The sequence below is a fragment of the Actinomadura fulvescens genome (assembly GCF_039533225.1).
Classification (GTDB): domain Bacteria; phylum Actinomycetota; class Actinomycetes; order Streptosporangiales; family Streptosporangiaceae; genus Spirillospora; species Spirillospora fulvescens.
In genome coordinates this window covers 35,284-52,520 of record NZ_BAAATD010000015.1, presented here as the reverse complement: position 1 = coordinate 52,520, position 17,237 = coordinate 35,284, and the positions used below count along the sequence as shown (strand labels likewise).

Below are 17,237 nucleotides of genomic sequence, written 5' to 3'. Positions count from 1 at the left end.
GCGGCCTCAGCCGAGGGCCAGGTCGAAGGCGACCTCGACCTCGTCGGCGAGCTTGAGCGCGCCGAAGAAGGCCGAGTAGGGCTTGATGCCCCAGCGGGTCTGCCGGACGGTCGCCCCGCCCCGCACCCGCCCGTCCGCCACCGAGGCCCGCACGGTGAGCGGCTCGGTCCTCCCGAGGAGGGTCAGCCCGCCCTCCACCGCGAACTCCTCGGCCGACCCCTCCACGGCGGTGGACCGGAATGTGATCGCCCGATGGCGGTCGGCTTGGAGCACCTTGCGCAGGTTCTTGCTGATCTCGCTGCGGTCGGACTCGGAGAGCGGCAGCACGCCGCCCGTCCCTTCCCGTACCTCCAGCGCGTCCACCTCGACCGTCACCTCCACCGAAGACCCGGCCGTGCCGGCGACCGTGGCGGTGCCCGACCACCGCGTGGCCTCGATCGTGAGGTCGTGCCCGGCGCGGCGTCCCAACCCGCTGCGGCTGGTCCTGAGCAGCAGCCGCCCGTTGTCCGGTCCCAGCCCGTAGGTGCCCTCGTTCAGCGACATGCGCTCAGCCTAGGCGCAGCGGACGCGGGCCTGGGGTTGGTAGGCGGTGTGGAACTTCTCGCGGCGCACGCGGCGGCCGTCGCTGTTCAGAACGCGCCACACGTCGACCTGGAAGCCGCGGCCTCCGGCCATCGCGACGCAGCCGGGACGGCGGTCGATCGACGAGGTGAACGGGACGAACGCGTAGGCCTTGGACCGTTCGATCCCGACGTCGTACCGGCGTGTGCCCCACAGGCTGACGGTCAGCGAGGCACGGGTGTACGAGGCGCGGATCAGCACCGGCCGCCCGGTGTCGTTGCGCCAGGTGAGGTCGAGCTGCGGGTAGGCGACCGCCGCCTCGCGGCCCTGCGGGTACTCCGGCATCCACATCGAGTGGGCGCGCCACTTGCGGATCTCCATGCCGCCCTGGAAGACCGCGTTGAACAGCGTCGCCGAGACCTGGCAGATGCCGCCGCCGACGTCGTTCACCAGCCGGGAGCCGATGATCGCGGGCGCCGGGACGTAGCCCCGGCTGCGGGTGCGGGGCCCGACGACGCGGTTGAACGAGAAGACGGCGCCGGGGCCGACGAGCGTGCCGTCGAGCGCCTGGGCGCCGAGCTGGATGTTGCGGACGCGCGGCTCTCCGGCCTTGAAGCGGGTGGTGTAGGAGCTGATCGGGCGGCCGGCGGCCACGGGATCGGCGCTGCCGGCGACCACCGGACCGCCGCCGGCGGATCGGTGCCCCCGTGCCAGTGGCGGGGCGGCGGGCGCGGAGCGCACGGAGTGCTCGGCGGCGGAGGCGCCCGGCGAACGCGGGGCTATGCCCGCCACCAGATAGGTGCCGAGCAGGATCGCCGTCACCGCGAGCGTGCCCGCGACGAACGGCCACCAGCGGAGCGCGCACTCGGCCAGGCCGGGTTGGTCACCGTGGACCCGCGGAGGCTCCTCACCACCGCGATGCCTGCCGTGTCCGCTTTGTTTGGCGCGTCTGCCCCTTCTCGTCTTACCCACAGCGCGACCACACCTCCCCGTAGCGACGGGCCGTGACGGTCCTGCACGTTCGGGGGGAGGGCACACAGCGTGGCACGGCGCTCCGGAGCGGCGGTTCCGACGCGCGATCTATCTAAGGAAGCTTTACCAGGCGCGGATGATCGTCTCCGGGCTGAAGACGGGGCTGGTGGCGCCCTCGGGCAGCTCGGTCAGCGGCTGGTCGAGCTCCTGCCGGGACGGGCCGACGCGGTCGGCGTGGGGCCGCAGCGCGTCGAGGTCGAAGCCGTACACGCGCGCCGCGTTCCCCGCGAGGACGGCGTGCTTCTCCTCGGGCGGTACGCCGTGGAAGGTCCGGCGCAGCGCTTCGCGGCTGTAGGGGAACGTGCCCTCGTCATGGGGGAAGTCGCTGCCCCACATGAGCCGTTCGACCCCGATCTCGTACCGCAGCGGGGTCTCCGACGGCTTCATGAACGTGGCCCCGACATGGCAGTTGCGCGCGAAGTACTCGCTCGGCGTGAGCGAGAGCTTCGCGGCCGCCGGGCCGCCGAACTTCGCCTCGGCCGTCGCGTCGCCGGACGTGAAGCGCGAGAAGTAGTAGTCGAGGGTCTTCAGCACCCCCGGAATCCAGTCGCAGCCCTGTTCGGTCAGCACGAACCGCAGGTCCGGGTGGCGTTCGAAGACCCCGCCGAAGATGAGATGCCAGAGGGCGCGATGCGCGTACCAGCTGACCTCGACGATGAAGACCGCGAGCGAGACCGGGGTGGGCTCCAGACCGGGCGCACCGGCGCCTCCGTGGTGGTTGACCGGCATGCCGAGCTCGGCGCAGGTGCGCCAGATCGGGTCGTAGACGTCCGAGTGCAGCGGCGGGATGTCCGGACCGCGGCCGGGGGCGACGCCCGGGACGAGGATGCCGCCGGTCAGCCCGGCCTCGTGCGCCCACTGGATCTCCTCGACGGCGTCGTCCACGTCGTTCAGCATGATCTGCGCGACCCCGGCACGCCGGCCGGGCGCCAGCGCACAGAAGTCGGCCATCCACCGGTTGTGCGCCCGCAGGCCCGCCCACCGCAGCGCGTACTCCTGCGCGGTCGGGTGCGGCGCGGTGAGGTTGGCCGAGGGGAAGAACGGCGGCACCGTGTTGGGGAAGAGCACTTCGGCGACGATGCCGTCCTCTTCCAGCTCGCGCAGCCGCCGGTCGGAGTCCCAGTTGCGGGCGGCCTCGGGTGCCTGGAGGTCGGCGAAGGGATTGACGTAACCCTTGGCCCAGGCGTCGAACTCGTCGTGCAGCCGGGACTCCAGGTAGGGCCGGTAGTCGAGCAGGTCGGCGCCCGCGTGCGAGTCGGCGGAAATGACAAGGTGGTTCATCGAGCCCTCCTGGCGGCTCCGACGACGGCCGGGACATCGGGACCGGTCAGCCAGTGCCGGCCGGACTCGCGGGCCTGGTTCCAGATCGACGTGTCGGCCTTGTCCTGGCCGAGGTCCTGTGGTGTGGGGCCGATACGGCGGGCGAGCGGCTGGAGCCCGGCGGCGTCGAAGCCGTAGACCCCCGCCGCGGTGAGGCCGAGCATCGCGCGTGTCTCGTCGACCGGGACGTCGGCGAACGCGTGTGCGAGCCAGTCACGGGTATGCGGCCAGGTGCCCTCGGGATGCGGGAAGTCGTTGCCCCAGAGCAGGTTCCCGACGCCGATCTCGTAGCGGTGCGACAGCTCGCGGCGCTTCGGCGTCGACATGCCGATGAAGCAGTGGGCGTCGAAGTACTCCGACGGCCTGCGCTTCATGTGCGCGCCGAACGAGGCGAGCTTGCGGGTGCCGTGCTCGCGGTCGAACGCGACGTCCATCTGCCAGAGCAGGTTTCCGACCCACCAGGCACCGGACTCGGTGACCCCGAAGCGCAGTCCCGGGAAACGTTCGAAGACGCCCGTCCAGAGAAGGAACCACAACGGCCGCGCCGACCACCACACGACCTCCGTCACGTACAGGCCCAGGTGGGTGCCGAGCTCGTGGCGCGGCGCGGCGCCCGAATGCGTGTGGACGGGCAGGCCGAGTTCCTGGCAGACCGCCCACACCGGGTCGTACGCGTGGTCGTGGTACGGCTTCTCCCCCTCGCCCCACATCGACGGGATCATGATGCCGCCGAGCAGCCCGTCCGCGTGCGCCCGCCGGATCTCCGCCACGGCGCCCGGCACGTCCCCCACGATCGGGGCGACGATGACACCGCGCCGCCGTGCCGGGGAGTCCTGGCACAGCCCGGCCAGCCAGCGGTTGTGCGCCCGTGCCCCGGCGAGCGCCAGCTCCGGCTCGTAGTCCGCGCCGACCATCCCCAGTCCTGCCCCGAACGGGGCGGCGGTGCCGCCCGCCACCGCGTCGGCGTCCGGGAAGATGACCTCGCCGGCCACGCCGTCCTCGTCGAGCTCGTGGTCGCGCCGGGCCGCGTCCCATCCCGCCCGCAGTTCCTCCTCGTGCTCCTCGAACCAGGCGCCGGCGAACTCCTCGTTCTGCAGGCCGAGCTGCTTGCGCGCGTCGGCGATCGCCGCCTGCCGCGCGAGGAACTCGTCGAACTCCGCGTGCCGCGCGGCGTCCAGATACTCGCGGTACCGCTCGGTCGGCAGCCCGGCGTGCGTGTCCGCCGAAATGATCAGATAGGGCTCGTGGGTCATGCCGCTCTCCTCGTTCAGCGGAGGTAGGTGGGGGCGGATCGGGCGCGCATCGACTCGGCGCGGGCGCGGATCGTGTCGTCGGTGCGCGCGCTGGGCGGCAGGATCCAGAAGCGGCCCGCGCGCACGCCGTCGACCACCTGGCCGGCGACCTCCTCGACCGGCGTGAACTCCGGCTCCAGACCGTGCGCGCGCATGGCCTCGGCGACCTCGTCGGCGGTTCGCGCGGCGGGGCCCGGCTCGGTGCGCGCGTACCGCCGCGGCCGGTTGCGCTCGGCGGTGAAGATCCCGGTGCGCAGCATGTGCGGCCCGGGGAAGAGAACGGAGACCCCGATGTCGCTCGTGGCCGCGGCCAGCTGGCCGTAGAGGCATTCGGACAGCGTCACCACGGCGGCCTTGGTCACCGCGTAGACGGCCGCCGACGGGATCGGCGCGATGCCCCCGTTCCCGGAGGCGGTGTTGACGACGTGTCCCGGCTCCCCCGACGCGATCATCCTTGGCAGGAACGCCCGGAGCCCGTGCAGAACGCCCACCACGTTGACGTCGAGCCCCCACCGCCAGTCGCCGATCTCCTGCTCCCAGAGCGGCGGCGCGGCGGCAGGCCCGACGCCCGCGTTGTTGCACAGCACATGGACGGCGCCGTACGTGTCGTACACCCGGGCGGCCAGCTCCCGCATGGACGCCTCGGAGGTCACGTCCGCCACCACGCCGGGCACTCCGAGCTCCGCGGCGGCCTTGGACAACGCGGGCTCCTCCACGTCCGCGAGCACCACCCGCATGCCCTCGGCCGTGAACGCCCGTCCCATCGCCAGCCCGATGCCGCCCGCGCCTCCGGTGACCACGGCGACCCTTCCGCGCAGGTCAAGCATCGAGCACCTGCATCGGGTCGTCGTAGCGCTGGTGTGCGAACGGCAGGACCGCCTCCGCCGCCACACGTTCGACGATCCAGCCCTCCTGGACGGACGTGCGCTCCCCCAGCGTGATCTCCAGAAGCCGCCGCACCGGCAGGTCGGCCACCGGGTCGTACGGCGACTCGTTGAGGACGACCTCGCCCTCCACCCGGTGCAGGGACCGCGTCCTGCCCCGCCGGGTGCAGTGGACGAGCGCGGCGTCACCGTCCAGCCCGTCCCCGTCGGGGGCGGGCAGGAACTTGAAGTAGAAGTCCAGGTTCACGTGGTCGCCCGGCGGCGGCAGCTCCTCGGTCACCTGGCCGCTCACCAGCACGAACGTGACGCCGTGCCGGGTGAGCCCGGCGCTCACCCGGTCGCCGTCCCTGCGCACCACCACGTCCCCGAGCTTCTTGGGCTCGCCGAAGACCTCCCGGCCGCCGATCAGCGCTCGTTCGGTCGTCATCGGCATGACCAGCGGATAGTCGCCCTCCTGCCCGTTGTGCACGGCCCGTACGGCGACCGATCCGGCGCCCAGCACCTGGCCGCCGGGCAGGTCGACGTGGCTGATCGTGGCCCGCGCCAGCGGCCGTGCGGCGGGCTTGAGCGGCGGTGGCAGCACCTGGGCGACGGCGTCCGGGTCGGTCTCCCAGAGCGCGATGACCCCGGTGGACCAGATGTCCGGAATCCGGGCGCGGGCCTCGCGCGCGGAACGCAGTTCGTCGGCGGTACGCGGACCGTAGCGGACACGGGGCATGGGGTACCCCTCTCGGTGAGGTCTCTGTAACACCGTTACAGAGAGACCGGGAACCGCCAACCCCTCCTGTCCGCATCCGGTCACGGTGCTCGCGGGCCGGGGCGTGGGCGAGAATGTTGCCCCTGATGAACACGCCACGGGTGAGCCGGGAACTGGTGCTCGACACGGCGATGCGCCTGGTCGAGGAGCAGGGACTCGAAGGGCTCTCGATGCGGCGGCTCGCGGCCGAGCTCGGGGTGGCGGTGACCGCCATCTACTGGCACGTCGGCAACCGCGAGGCCCTGATCGCGCAGCTGGTGGACCGGGTGCCGGCGCGGCTCGGCGACGTGGCGCCGGCCGGGGAGAGCCCATGGCAGCGGATCATCGCGGTGGGCACGGCGCTGCGGCGGATGATCCATGACCATCCGCACGTGATCGCGCTCGTCCACGAGCACGGCAGGACGGCGCTGATGATGGCGCCGGCCGAGCGTGCGCTCGCGCGCGAGGTGAGCGCCGCGGGCCTGGACGGCCGCCGGGGCGCCCTCGTGGTGCGCGCCGTACTCCACCACGTCGTCGGCTACGTACTGCTGGAACGGGCGGTGCGGCGCGGCCCGCAGCAGCACCCGACCGCGGCCGAGCTGTGGCGGGCCGCGGACGAGACCGGCATCGAGCCGGGGCTCGCGAGCGAACTCGGAGAGCCGGTCGATGAGGACCGGCTGTTCGAACTCTCCCTTCGCGCGTTGGTGGACGGGCTGTTGCGCTAGCGAGCGCGGGCGCCGGCGCGCAGGCGTCCGGGATCGATCTCCCGGGCCGGCCGGCGCCGTACGTACTCCGCCTCAAGCATGTTCATCCGCTTGGTGTGCTCGCCGAACGCCTGGACGGCGGCGTGCCGCAAGGCGTCGAGTCTCGTGTCGTAAAGGCTCCCCAGCTCCCGCAGAAGATCCTCGTCACTCAGCGCGCTCGGATCGACTCCCGTGGACATCTTCACCCTTTCGAATCGGCTGCCCCCACATCGCCGAACCTCCCCTACCCGATCTGGACGCCGATGAACCGGGACGAAAGCGCACAACTCTTGCGCCGGCACCGTTACCTACCTAGCGTTTGCTCATGAATGAGACGATCGGCCCGCTGGTCGGGTTCGTGCACGCCGATGACCTTCCGTGGGTGAACGCCGGGCCGGTGGGCCTTCAGGTGCTGCGGGTGTCGCCCGACACCTGGGTGGTCCGCAACCGCTTCAAGGCGCCGTTCCAGCTGCCCAGGCACAAGCACACGGGCAGCGTGCACGCCTACACCTTCTCGGGACGGTGGAGGTACGCCGAGTACGGGATCGACTATGTGGCGGGGACGTTCATCCACGAACCGCCCGGATCGGTCCACACGCTGATGATCGAGGAGGACAGCGACATCCTCTTCATCATCGAGGGCGCGTTCATCGAGTACGACGCCGACGGCGCCATCAGCAGCGTCGTGGACGGCGAGTCGACGCTGAACGCCTACTTCGCGCTGTGCGACGCCGCGGGCGTCCCGCGCCCCGAGGGCATCCTCCGGTGACCGACCTGATCCCGGCGGGCTTCCCGGACGGATCGTTCGGGGAAGGGCATCCGGCGGAGCTCTACGAGCGCCTCCACGCGCACGGGTCGCCCGTACGGCATCCGGAACTGCCGTTGTGGGTCGTCGGCACGCACGCCGAAGTGCTGGAGGCGGCGACCGACCCCGCGACGTACCGGTCCCGCGACGGAATCCTCATCCCGGAGATCGGGCACTCCTACGACGCGCCGCCGACGATCATGCACACGGACCCGCCCGATCACACCCGGTACCGCGGCCTGGTGGCTCCCGCGTTCCGGCCCTCGGTGCTGCGGCGGCTGGAGGGCGCGGTCCGCGACCGGATCGCCGCGCTGCTGGACGCGCTGCCAAGCGGCGGCGAGGCCTGCGACGTGGTCGAACGCCTCGCCGTGCCCCTGCCGTTGCAGGTGATCTGCCTGCTGCTGGGTATCCCGGAGACGGACTGGGAACGTTTCCACACCTGGTCGGAGGCCATCGTCCCGGGCGCGAACCCCGACCTGTCCGAGGAGGATCGGAACCGGCTGCGGATCGAGTGCGGCACCTATCTGATCGGTGAAGCGCACGCGCGGCGGGCCGATCCGCGCGGCGATGTCATCTCCCAACTCGCCACGCTGGAACTGGACGGCGACAAGCTCACCGACCTGGAACTGGTGATGTTCCTCATCCAGCTCCTCGTGGCGGGGAACGAGACGACGCGGCACTCGCTCTCGGGCGGGCTGCTCGCGTTCGCCGAGCGCCCGGACCAGTGGTCGGCGCTGCGGGCACGGCCGGACGAGCTGCTGGCGACCGCGGTCGAGGAGATCCTGCGCTGGACCTCGCCCGTCGTCTACTTCCTCCGGACGGCGACGCGCCCGGCCACGCTGGGCGGGTCGAAGATCTCCGAAGGCGACAAGGTCATGCTGCTCTACGGGGCCGCCAACCGCGATCCGGCGGCGTTCGGCCCGGACGCGGGCGGTTTCGACATCGCCCGGCGGCCCGCGGCGGCGGGGCTCGCCTTCGGGTTCGGCCCGCACTTCTGCCTCGGCGCGGCGCTCGCCCGGATGGAGATCCGGCTCGTGCTGGAGGCACTCCTGGAACGCCACGGGCGGATCGAGCCCGCGGGCGCCGCCGCGTACAACGGCTCCTCCGTGGTCTCCGGGCTCCGCCGATGCCCCCTCTCCTTCCGGCACGGAGGTGAATAGAAGGCGAATTCTCAGCTCGGCGTCCGGGGGCAGAAGACCGACAGCGAACCGGCCTTCTTCGCGAACTTCACCACGCCCCGGACCGACGAGAGCTCGCCGTCGTGCGCCAGCCGGAGGTCACCCTCCGTGGCGATCAGTTCGAGCGAGCCGCCGTGCCAGGCCTGGTAGCCCGGCGTGATGTGCAGGTGCCCGGCGAGGACGGCGGCGAGCGCGCGCACGCGCGGTACCCGGCGGCCCGTGGTGATCATGCGGACGTCGAGCCGCCCGTCGTCCAGGCGGTCGCGCCACGTGGGCGCGGCGCCGCGCGAGCCGTACATCCCGTTGCCCACGAACGCCATCCACACCCGGCGTTTCCTGCCGTCCACGACCATGTCCAGGGGTCTGGAGTGGCGGAGCGTCCGGACGGCCGCCACCGCGAGCGCGGGCCACTTGCCGAGCCGCGTCTCCAGTCGGCGGCGCCGTTCGAGCAGCTCGGCGTACGCGCCGAAGCTCGCCGTGTTGAGGAAGATCAGGCCGCCGTCGCCGCCGTCGCCCCGCGATGTGATGGATCCCACATCCACCCGGGCCAGGCACCCCTGCCGGTACGCGGTGACCGCGTCCATGGGCGTCTCGATGCCGAGCGCGCGGGCGAAGTGGTCGAACGTCCCGCCGGGGATCGGCAGCAGGGGAACGTCGTGTTTCAAGGCCGCCCGCGCCCCGGCGTTGATCGTTCCGTCCCCGCCGACGACGGCCAGCACGGCGGCGCGCTCCGCCGCCTCGTTGAGCAGTTTGTCCAGGTCCTCGTCCTGTCCGGCCCGGATGATCTCCGCCGCGGGGAACTCCCGTGACAGCACCGCCACGTCCAGGTCGGCCCGGCCCGGCACGAGGCCGCGCCCGGGCGGGACCGGCCGGCCGGCCCGTTTGGAACGGCTCTTCCTCGACTCCGGCTCCGCCGTCCCGGCCTTGTCGTTGACCACCACGACCACGCCCCGCCCGTCCTCGGTGATCTCCACGGGCACGGTGGTCCGGCGTGAGACGTGCGCCACCGGCGGGCGGGCCGGCCAGACCAGGCGGGTGCCGATGCCCGCCAGCACGCCGATCCCCACCCCGGCCAGCACGTCCCCGGGATAGTGCGCCCCCGTGTAGACCCGGGAGAAGGCCACCGCCCCGGCGGTGACCGCCACCGGGGCCGCGACCACGCGCGGCGCCTCCATGGCCACCCCGGCGGCGAACGCGGCGGCCGACGCCGAATGGCCCGACGGGAACGCGTGCGACGTGGGCAGTTTCCAGCGGATACGGATCGGCGGGACCAGGTCCACGACCGGTCGCTTGCGGCGGAACGCCTGCTTGCCGATGATGTTGACGGCCGGGCTCGCCACCGCGATCCCGATGGCGCCGCGCAGCGCGGCCCGCCGCAGCCGGGCCCGCCGGGACACGGCCATCGCGCCGGCCAGCGTGAACCACAACACGCCGTGGTCGGCGAAACGCGACAACCGGGGCAGGACGTATTCCAGCCCGGGCAGGCGGGCGGCGGCGACGCTGTCGAACGCCTGCCGGTCGATCTTGCCCAGCCGCCGCAGGACCCCGAAGCCATGACCGGCCCTCGTCGGTTCAGTGATCACGATCGGTGACCACCGGGCTCGTCTCCCGTGAAAGGCACGCATGACGGGGGTATCCCCAGGGAACAGGACATGATTCACAAAGATCACAATGCGGGGGTCACATGTGGGCGAACGTCCCTCACACAACGTCGACTGCAATAGGCTTCCCGGCATGAGTCACCCGGAACGGCTCAGCTCCTCGGGTGGCGAGCCGGTCGGCACGATCGCGGAGTCTCCTCGCATGAACGGGCAGAGCAGCGAGTCGCTGGCCAGATTCGCCGCACGGCATGGACTGAAGCAGAGCGCGGCCCGCCCCCCGCTGCGCACGTACGTCCAGCAGGTCTGGCAACGGCGGACGTTCATCTGGAACTTCGCCTCCGCCAAGACGTCGTCGATGTACAGCAGCTCCCGGCTCGGGCAGGTCTGGCAGGTCCTGACGCCGCTGCTGAACGTCGCCGTCTACTTCCTGATCTTCGGTCTGCTCCTGCAGACCGGGAAGGACGTCACCGACTTCGTCCCGTTCCTGATCACGGGCGTCTTCGTCTTCACGTTCACGCAGCGGTCGGTGACGGCGGGCGCCAAGTCCGTCAGCGGCAACCTGTCGCTCATCCGGGCACTGCACTTCCCGCGTGCCTCGCTCCCGTTCGCGCACGTGATCGTTGAGCTCCAGCAACTGCTGATCTCCATGGTGGTGCTGTTCGCGCTCCTGTTCGCGTGGGGCGTGGCGCCGACGCTGTACATGCTGCTGATCGTGCCGACGCTCCTGCTCCAGCTGTGCTTCAACATGGGGCTCAGCCTGGTGCTGGCGCGGATCGGCGCGTTCACCCCCGACATCCAGCAGCTGCTGCCGTTCATCCTGCGCACCTGGCTCTACGCCTCCGGCGTCATCTTCGCGATGCCGCAGATCGCCGACCAGCGGCTCGCGGACCACCCCTGGCTGCGCGAGCTGCTGAAGGCCAACCCGGGTTCGGTTTACGTGGAGCTCTCGCGCAGCACGCTGATCGAGTCCTATCGCACCAGGGACCTGCCCAAGTGGCACTGGAGCGACAGCCACCTGTGGTGGTACGCGATCGCCTGGGCCGTGATCGCTCTCGTGGCGGGATTCTGGTACTTCCACCGTGCGGAGGAGAGGTACGGGCGTGGCTAAGGCGCTCAAGGAGAAGGCTCCGGTGTCCGACGCGCAGCCCGCGGTCACGATCGATTCCACCCGGGAGCCGATCGTCGTCGTGGACGACCTTCACATCATCTACCGGGTCTACGGCTCGGGCGGCGGCGGGCGCGGCAACGCCGCGACCGCGCTGATGCGGGTCGTCAAGCGCGAGAACCGCCCCCAGATGAAGGAGATCCACGCCGTCCGGGGCGTCTCGTTCATCGCCTACCGGGGCGACGCGATCGGCGTCGTCGGCACCAACGGCTCCGGCAAGTCCACGCTGCTGAAGGCCATCGCGGGCCTGCTGCCCCCGGCCAAGGGCGGCGTCTACACCGACGGCCAGCCGTCGCTGCTGGGTGTCAACGCGGCGCTGATGAAGGACCTGACCGGCTCCCGCAACATCACGCTGGGCTGCCTGGCCATGGGGCTCACGGCCGAGGAGACCAAGCAGAAGTACGACGAGATCGTCAAGTTCGCCGACCTCAAGCCGGGCTTCATCGACTACCCGATGTCCACCTACTCCTCGGGCATGGGCGCCCGGCTGCGGTTCGCGATCGCGGCGGCCCGCACCCACGACGTGATGCTCATCGACGAGGCCCTCGCCACCGGCGACGCCAAGTTCAAGCGGCGCAGCAAGGCCAAGATCGACGAGCTGCGCCAGGACGCGGGCGCGGTCTTCCTGGTCGCGCACAACCTGGACGTGATCGAGGAGACCTGCAACCGGGTCATCTGGCTCGACGAGGGCCGGATCAAGATGGACGGCGACCCCAAGGAAGTCCTCAAGGCCTACACCGACGCCACCGGGAAGTAGTCACCGCTGGGACTGCCGAGGCTGTTGTGTCGCGAGTGACGGCGGTTACATAGAGTTACCCGTTCGCCTCTGGATGAGGGGCCCTTGCCGATCTAACTTCGAAGGGAAACCTTCAGCGGCGAGGGAGATCCCCGATGTCCGGGCAGCTGAGCAGACGTGGCTTTCTCGGTTCGACCGCGCTCGCCGGGGCCGCGGGACTTGCGGCGGGGTGCGCGAGCGAGAGCGGCGGCCCGCAGGGCAGAGATCCCGGCCAGGCGCCCAAAGAGGTCTTCGCCGCGCCCACACGGAAGCTGAGCGGCTCGCTGAGCGTCCTGATGTGGAGCCACTTCGTGCCCAGGCACGACAGGTGGTTCGACAAGTTCGCGGCCGAATGGGGCAAGCGGGTCGGCGTGACGGTGCGGGTCGACCACGTCAACACCGTCGACATTCCGCGCCGGGCGGCGTCGGAGATCCAGGCCCGGCAGGGCCATGACGTCATCCAGCACATCTCGCCGTTCTCGCAGTACGAGCCGTCCGTGCTCGACATGGCCGACGTGGTGCAGGAGGCCACCCGGCGGTGGGGACCGCAACTGGAGCTGTGCCGCAAGTCCAGCTACAACCCCAACACCAAGCGCTTCTACGCGTACTGCCCCGGCTGGTCGCCCGACCCCGGCAACTACCGCAAGTCGATGTGGGAGAAGGTCGGCCTACCCAACGGTCCGGGCAGCTGGGACGAGTTGCTGCGCGGAGCGTCCGAGGTCAAGCGGACGACGGGCGTGCCGTGCGGCCTCGGGTTGTCGCCGGAGAGCGACTCCAACATGGCGGCGCGGGCGCTGCTGTGGTCGTTCGGGGCGTCCGAGCAGGACCGGCACGAGAAGATCGTGCTCAATTCCGACGCCGCGGTGGCGGCCGTCGACTTCATGACCCGGCTGTGGAAGCAGGCCGAGACCAACGAGGTGTTCTCCTGGACGCCCGCGTCCAACAACCAGGCGATGATCGCGGGCAGGTCGTCCTACATCCTCAACTCGATCTCGGCCTGGCGCACCGCGATGGGCACCAACGCCGCGATAGGCGACGACATCTTCTTCGTCCCGGCGCTGCGCGGCCCGCGGGCGGCGATGGCCGCCCAGCACGTCATCCAGCAGTGGATCATCCCCAGGCACGCCAAGAACGCCGACGCGGCCAAGGAGTTCCTGTTGCACTACACCGCCAACTTCCCGGCGGTCACCTACCACTCCGAGGTCTACGACCTGCCCGCCTGGCCGTCGCTCGTGCCGCAGCTCAACGGCTGGCTGGACAAGGACCCGTTCGGCGCCAAGCCCGCCGGCAAGCTGGCGCTGCTCAAGACCGCGGCGTCGTGGAGCGCCAACATCGGCTATCCCGGGCCGTCCAACCCGGCGATCGGCGAGGTCTTCAACACCAACGTGCTGCCGACGATGTTCGGGCGGGCGGCGCGCGGCCAGGTCAGTGCCAGGGAGGCGGTCGCGGAGGCGGACGGGCGGATCAACGCGATCTTCAAGAGCTGGCGCGCGCGGGGCCTGGTGGGCGGCTGATCGGGCCGTGAGCGAGCGGAGCGAGCCATGAACGCTGTCGAGGTACGGGATCTGGTCAAGACCTTCGACGGGCACCTGCGGGGCCGTCGCCGCAAGGACGACGACGTGCACGCCCTGGCCGGGATCGACCTCGCGGCCGAGCCCGGCGAGTACCTGGTGCTGCTGGGCCCCTCCGGGTGCGGCAAGACCACGCTGCTGCGCACGATCGCGGGCCTGGAGCAGCCGACCGGGGGTGAGGTGCTGATCGGCGGCAACGTGGTCAACGGGCTGCCGCCACGGGTTCGCCGCGTCGCGATGGTGTTCCAGTCGTACGCGCTCTACCCGCACAAGTCGGTGCTCGACAACATCGTGTTCCCGTTGAAGGCCGAGAAGATGCCGCGCGGCCCGCGCGAGCGCAGGGCCAAGGAGGCGGCCGGGCGGCTCGGGATCGAGCCGCTGCTCGGCCGCAAGCCCCGGCAGCTGTCGGGCGGTGAACGCCAGCGGGTGGCGCTGGCGCGTGCCCTCGTCCGCGATCCGGCGGTGTTCCTGCTGGACGAGCCGTTGTCCAACCTGGACGCCAAGCTGCGCGCGACCGCGCGCGACGAGCTCAGGCGTTTCCAGGAGCGGATCGGGACGACGACCATCTACGTCACCCACGACCAGGCCGAGGCGATGGGGCTGGGCGACCGGATCGCGGTCCTGGAGAAGGGCCGCGTGCGCCAGATCGGGACCCCCGCGGAGGTGTACGACGACCCCGCCGACACGTTCGTGGCCACGTTCATCGGGTCGCCGCCGATGAACCTGGTGCGGCGCGACGACCGGCTGATCGGCTTCCGTCCCGAGCACCTGCTGCCCGCCGAGAACGTGCCGTACGACGCGCGCGTCACGATGCCGATGCGGATCGAGCGGATGGAGTACCTGTCCGGCGACCGGCACGTCTACGGCACGGTGACCCGGCTGGGCGAGGAGACGCGGGTGATCGCGCGGCTGCCCGCGACCGTGACGACCCCGCTGGCGGCGGGCGACACCCACGAGTTCGCGGTGGTGGCGGGACGGCTGCGGTTCTTCGACGCGGCGGCGGGCCGCCGCACGTCCCCGGTGCCGGTCGGAAACGGGGGCGGCTCGTGACCCACGGGCGGACGCGGCGGGGCGGTCCGCCGGCGGGGTCGGCGGCCGGGGCGCCGGACGGCGGGTCCGGGCCGGTCCGCGCCGCCAAGGCCGGGCTCGCCGACCGGGAGGGCTTCCTGGCCTGGGCGATGTTGCTGCCGTCGGTGGTCTACATCGTCGCGCTGGTGGGCGTGCCGTTCCTGCTGGCCATCGCGTTCGCGTTCTCGGACGTGACGACCGGCGACCCCTCCTACGACTTCGTCGGGTTCCGCAACTTCGAGGCGATCTTCGACGACCGGGTGTTCTGGCGGTCGCTGGTCAACACGGTGGTCTTCACCGTCATCACCATGATCTTCATCGTGCTGCTCGGGAAGGTGCTGGCCAACCTCCTGGTCGCCGACTTCCGCGGCAAGTGGTTCGTGCGGTTCCTGGTGCTGCTTCCGTGGACGACCCCGGTCGCGCTGTCGACGATCTCGTGGCTGTGGTTCCTGGACTCGATCTACTCGCCGGTCGACTGGGTGCTCCGGCAGCTCGGCGTGATCGACACCAACGTGGTGTGGCTCGGGCGGCCCTCGGCGGCCATGGCGTCGGTGATCGCGGTCCAGGTGTGGCGGCTCACCCCGCTGGCCGCGGTGATCGTGATGGCCGGGCTGGTGGCCATCCCGCGCGACATCGACGAGGCGGCCCGCATCGACGGCGCGGGCTTCTGGCGGCGGATGTTCGAGGTGACGATCCCGCTCACGCTGCCGGTGATCGCGGTCGCGGGGCTGTTCGGCGCCATCATGACCTTCACCGACATGACCGTGTCGTACGTGCTGACGCGCGGCGGTCCCACGCACTCCACCGACGTGCTGGCGTCGTGGGCCTACTTCCGCGGCATCGAGGGCGGTGACGTCGGCCAGGGCGCGGCGATCGCGCTGTTCCTCTTCCCGATCCTGCTCGCGGGCGCCATCGCCATCCTGCGCGCCGTCCGCCGTCTGGAGTCGCAATGAAGGGCCACCGCGAGCGGCGGACCTCGGCGGAGGAGGTCGCCCGGCTGCGGCGGCGCTACACGATCCGGCACGTTCTGGCCAGGTGCGGGGTGTACGGGGCGGCACTGCTGGCGGCACTGGTGTGCGCGCTGCCGTTCCTGTGGAGCACGGTCAGCGCCTTCAAGCAGAACCGCGACCTCTACAACCCCGACAGCAGCCCGTTCCTCTTCAACGAGCCCGCCACGCCCGACCACGTGACGTTCCTCTTCACCGACACGCCGTACCTCACGTTCGTGGCCAACACGCTCCTGGTCGGGGCCCTGGTCGTCGCGCTCACCCTCGCGCTGGCGCTGCCCGCCGCGTACTCGCTGGCCCGCCTCAACCGGCCGTGGGGCACTCCGATGGGCATCGCGATCTTCCTGGTCTACCTGGTGCCGCCGTCGTTGCTGTTCCTCTCGCTCACCCGCGTGGTGGTGGCGCTCGGCCTGGAGGACACGATCTGGTCGATGGTCGTGGTCTATCCGACGATCACCGTGCCGGTGTCGGTGTGGCTGCTGATCGGGTTTCTGAAAGCCGTGCCCAAGGACGTCGAGGAGCAGGCGATGGTCGACGGCTACAGCCGGCTCGGCGCGTTCGGCCGGGCGGTCCTCCCGCTCGTCTTCCCCGGGATCGTCGCGGTCGTCGTCTTCAGCTTCACGCTGACGGCGAGCGAGTTCGTGTACGCGCTGGCGTTCGTGTCGGCGAGCCCTGAGATGGTCGTCAGCACGGGCGTGCCGACCCAGCTGATCCGCGGCGACGTCTTCTTCTGGCAGTCGCTGCAGGCCGCCACGGTGACGATGGCCGTGCCGATCGCGTTCGTGTTCAACCTCTTCCTCGACCGCTTCGTGACGGGGTTCACCATGGGCGCCGTGAAGACGTGACCCTCCACTGATAGAGATGGAGGGGACAACGATCGTCTGACGAGGAGGCCGCCATGCCCGCCCCGCTGCCGCACGATTATCTGCCGCAGGTGCCGTCGTTCACCGTCGAGAGCGACGACGTGACCGAAGGCGAGCAGCTGCCGGACAAGCACGTCTTCGACGACTGGGGCTTCAGCGGCGACAACCTCTCGCCGCACCTGCGCTGGTCGGGCTTCCCCGCGGAGACCCGGAGCTTCGCGGTGACCTGCTTCGACCCCGACGCGCCGACCGGCAGCGGTTTCTGGCACTGGGTGGTGTTCGACATCCCGGCCGACGTGACCGAACTGCCCACGGGCGCCGGATCGGCGGACTCCAAGATCGGCATCCAGGCGCGCAACGACTACGGGGCCAAGGCGTTCGGCGGCGCCGCCCCGCCGCCCGGGACGCCGCACCGCTACGTCTTCACGGTGCACGCGCTGGACGCCGACACGCTGGGCATCGACTCCGGCGTCTCCCCGGCCGTGGCGGGCTTCAACATCACGGCCCACACCCTGGCCCGGGCCTCGGTCGTCCCGGTGTACGGCCACTGACCTCGGACGCCGCTCCCCCGCGCGGGGGAACGGGCTCGTCCCGGTGCGGGAGCCGCGGCGCGCGGGGCGGGCGTCACAATGGCCC

General features: G+C 71.1%; 18 protein-coding genes. 10 read left to right on the top strand and 8 right to left on the bottom strand.

The genetic code is table 11. From position 1 onward, the window contains the following. Positions 1 to 6 precede the first annotated feature (6 nt). The 6 genes from ABD333_RS39450 to ABD333_RS39425 form a co-directional block, all read right to left on the bottom strand. The gene (locus tag ABD333_RS39450; protein WP_344547732.1) at positions 7 to 543 is read right to left on the bottom strand and encodes a YceI family protein; all 537 of its coding nucleotides are present in this window, start codon (positions 541 to 543) and stop codon (positions 7 to 9) included. A gap of 9 nt (positions 544 to 552) precedes the next feature. Then, positions 553 to 1,533 carry a VanW family protein gene (locus tag ABD333_RS39445; protein WP_344547731.1) on the bottom strand — a complete coding sequence of 327 codons (981 nt, stop codon included), beginning with the start codon at positions 1,531 to 1,533 and terminating at the stop codon, positions 553 to 555. 123 nt (positions 1,534 to 1,656) lie between these two features. After that, the gene (locus ABD333_RS39440; RefSeq protein WP_344547730.1) at positions 1,657 to 2,874 is read right to left on the bottom strand and encodes an amidohydrolase family protein; all 1,218 of its coding nucleotides are present in this window, start codon (positions 2,872 to 2,874) and stop codon (positions 1,657 to 1,659) included. Next, on the bottom strand, positions 2,871 to 4,166 hold the full coding sequence (locus ABD333_RS39435; RefSeq protein WP_344547729.1) for an amidohydrolase family protein: 1,296 nt from the start codon (positions 4,164 to 4,166) through the stop codon (positions 2,871 to 2,873). Before ABD333_RS39435 ends, ABD333_RS39440 begins: the two co-directional genes overlap by 4 nt. A 14-nt stretch (positions 4,167 to 4,180) precedes the next feature. Beyond that, a complete protein-coding gene (locus tag ABD333_RS39430) occupies positions 4,181 to 5,032 on the bottom strand; it encodes an SDR family NAD(P)-dependent oxidoreductase (RefSeq protein WP_344547728.1) in 852 nt (283 codons plus the stop codon). Beyond that, the gene (locus tag ABD333_RS39425; RefSeq protein WP_344547727.1) at positions 5,025 to 5,807 is read right to left on the bottom strand and encodes an acetoacetate decarboxylase family protein; all 783 of its coding nucleotides are present in this window, start codon (positions 5,805 to 5,807) and stop codon (positions 5,025 to 5,027) included. The genes ABD333_RS39430 and ABD333_RS39425 overlap by 8 nt, the downstream gene beginning before the upstream one ends. Positions 5,808 to 5,932: 125 nt before the next feature. Between ABD333_RS39425 and ABD333_RS39420 the strand changes: the two genes are divergently transcribed. Beyond that, positions 5,933 to 6,550 carry a TetR/AcrR family transcriptional regulator gene (locus tag ABD333_RS39420; RefSeq protein WP_344547726.1) on the top strand — a complete coding sequence of 206 codons (618 nt, stop codon included), beginning with the start codon at positions 5,933 to 5,935 and terminating at the stop codon, positions 6,548 to 6,550. Here the strand turns inward: ABD333_RS39420 and ABD333_RS39415 are convergent. Then, entirely contained in the window at positions 6,547 to 6,768 is a 222-nt protein-coding gene (locus ABD333_RS39415; protein ID WP_344547725.1) for a DUF6158 family protein, read from the bottom strand. The two genes, ABD333_RS39420 and ABD333_RS39415, sit on opposite strands and share 4 nt — an antisense overlap. Positions 6,769 to 6,893: 125 nt before the next feature. Between ABD333_RS39415 and ABD333_RS39410 the strand changes: the two genes are divergently transcribed. Both ABD333_RS39410 and ABD333_RS39405 read left to right on the top strand, forming a co-directional pair. Further along, positions 6,894 to 7,337 carry a 2,4'-dihydroxyacetophenone dioxygenase family protein gene (locus tag ABD333_RS39410; RefSeq protein ID WP_344547724.1) on the top strand — a complete coding sequence of 148 codons (444 nt, stop codon included), beginning with the start codon at positions 6,894 to 6,896 and terminating at the stop codon, positions 7,335 to 7,337. After that, on the top strand, positions 7,334 to 8,533 hold the full coding sequence (locus ABD333_RS39405) for a cytochrome P450 (RefSeq protein ID WP_344547723.1): 1,200 nt from the start codon (positions 7,334 to 7,336) through the stop codon (positions 8,531 to 8,533). The genes ABD333_RS39410 and ABD333_RS39405 overlap by 4 nt, the downstream gene beginning before the upstream one ends. A gap of 11 nt (positions 8,534 to 8,544) precedes the next feature. Here ABD333_RS39405 and ABD333_RS39400 read toward each other — a convergent pair whose 3' ends face one another. After that, positions 8,545 to 10,134, bottom strand: coding sequence for a bifunctional phosphatase PAP2/diacylglycerol kinase family protein (locus tag ABD333_RS39400; protein WP_344547722.1), 1,590 nt, complete (start codon positions 10,132 to 10,134; stop codon positions 8,545 to 8,547). Positions 10,135 to 10,285: 151 nt separating this feature from the next. On the opposite strand from ABD333_RS39400, the gene ABD333_RS39395 reads away from it, so the two are divergent. From ABD333_RS39395 to ABD333_RS39365, 7 genes are all read left to right on the top strand, one after another. Then, the gene (locus tag ABD333_RS39395) at positions 10,286 to 11,260 is read left to right on the top strand and encodes an ABC transporter permease (RefSeq protein ID WP_344547721.1); all 975 of its coding nucleotides are present in this window, start codon (positions 10,286 to 10,288) and stop codon (positions 11,258 to 11,260) included. 22 nt (positions 11,261 to 11,282) lie between these two features. Then, positions 11,283 to 12,074 (top strand): ABC transporter ATP-binding protein, encoded by a 792-nt coding sequence (locus ABD333_RS39390; protein WP_344547854.1) that lies wholly within the window; start codon positions 11,283 to 11,285, stop codon positions 12,072 to 12,074. 134 nt (positions 12,075 to 12,208) lie between these two features. Continuing rightward, entirely contained in the window at positions 12,209 to 13,606 is a 1,398-nt protein-coding gene (locus ABD333_RS39385; protein ID WP_344547720.1) for an ABC transporter substrate-binding protein, read from the top strand. A gap of 27 nt (positions 13,607 to 13,633) precedes the next feature. After that, a complete protein-coding gene (locus tag ABD333_RS39380; protein WP_344547719.1) occupies positions 13,634 to 14,713 on the top strand; it encodes an ABC transporter ATP-binding protein in 1,080 nt (359 codons plus the stop codon). Next, entirely contained in the window at positions 14,710 to 15,684 is a 975-nt protein-coding gene (locus ABD333_RS39375; RefSeq protein WP_344547718.1) for a carbohydrate ABC transporter permease, read from the top strand. The genes ABD333_RS39380 and ABD333_RS39375 overlap by 4 nt, the downstream gene beginning before the upstream one ends. After that, positions 15,681 to 16,583: a carbohydrate ABC transporter permease gene (locus ABD333_RS39370; protein ID WP_344547717.1), complete on the top strand. Its 903-nt coding sequence runs from the start codon at positions 15,681 to 15,683 to the stop codon at positions 16,581 to 16,583. Before ABD333_RS39375 ends, ABD333_RS39370 begins: the two co-directional genes overlap by 4 nt. Before the next feature lie 53 nt (positions 16,584 to 16,636). Next, entirely contained in the window at positions 16,637 to 17,152 is a 516-nt protein-coding gene (locus tag ABD333_RS39365; protein WP_344547716.1) for a YbhB/YbcL family Raf kinase inhibitor-like protein, read from the top strand. Positions 17,153 to 17,237 lie beyond the last annotated feature (85 nt).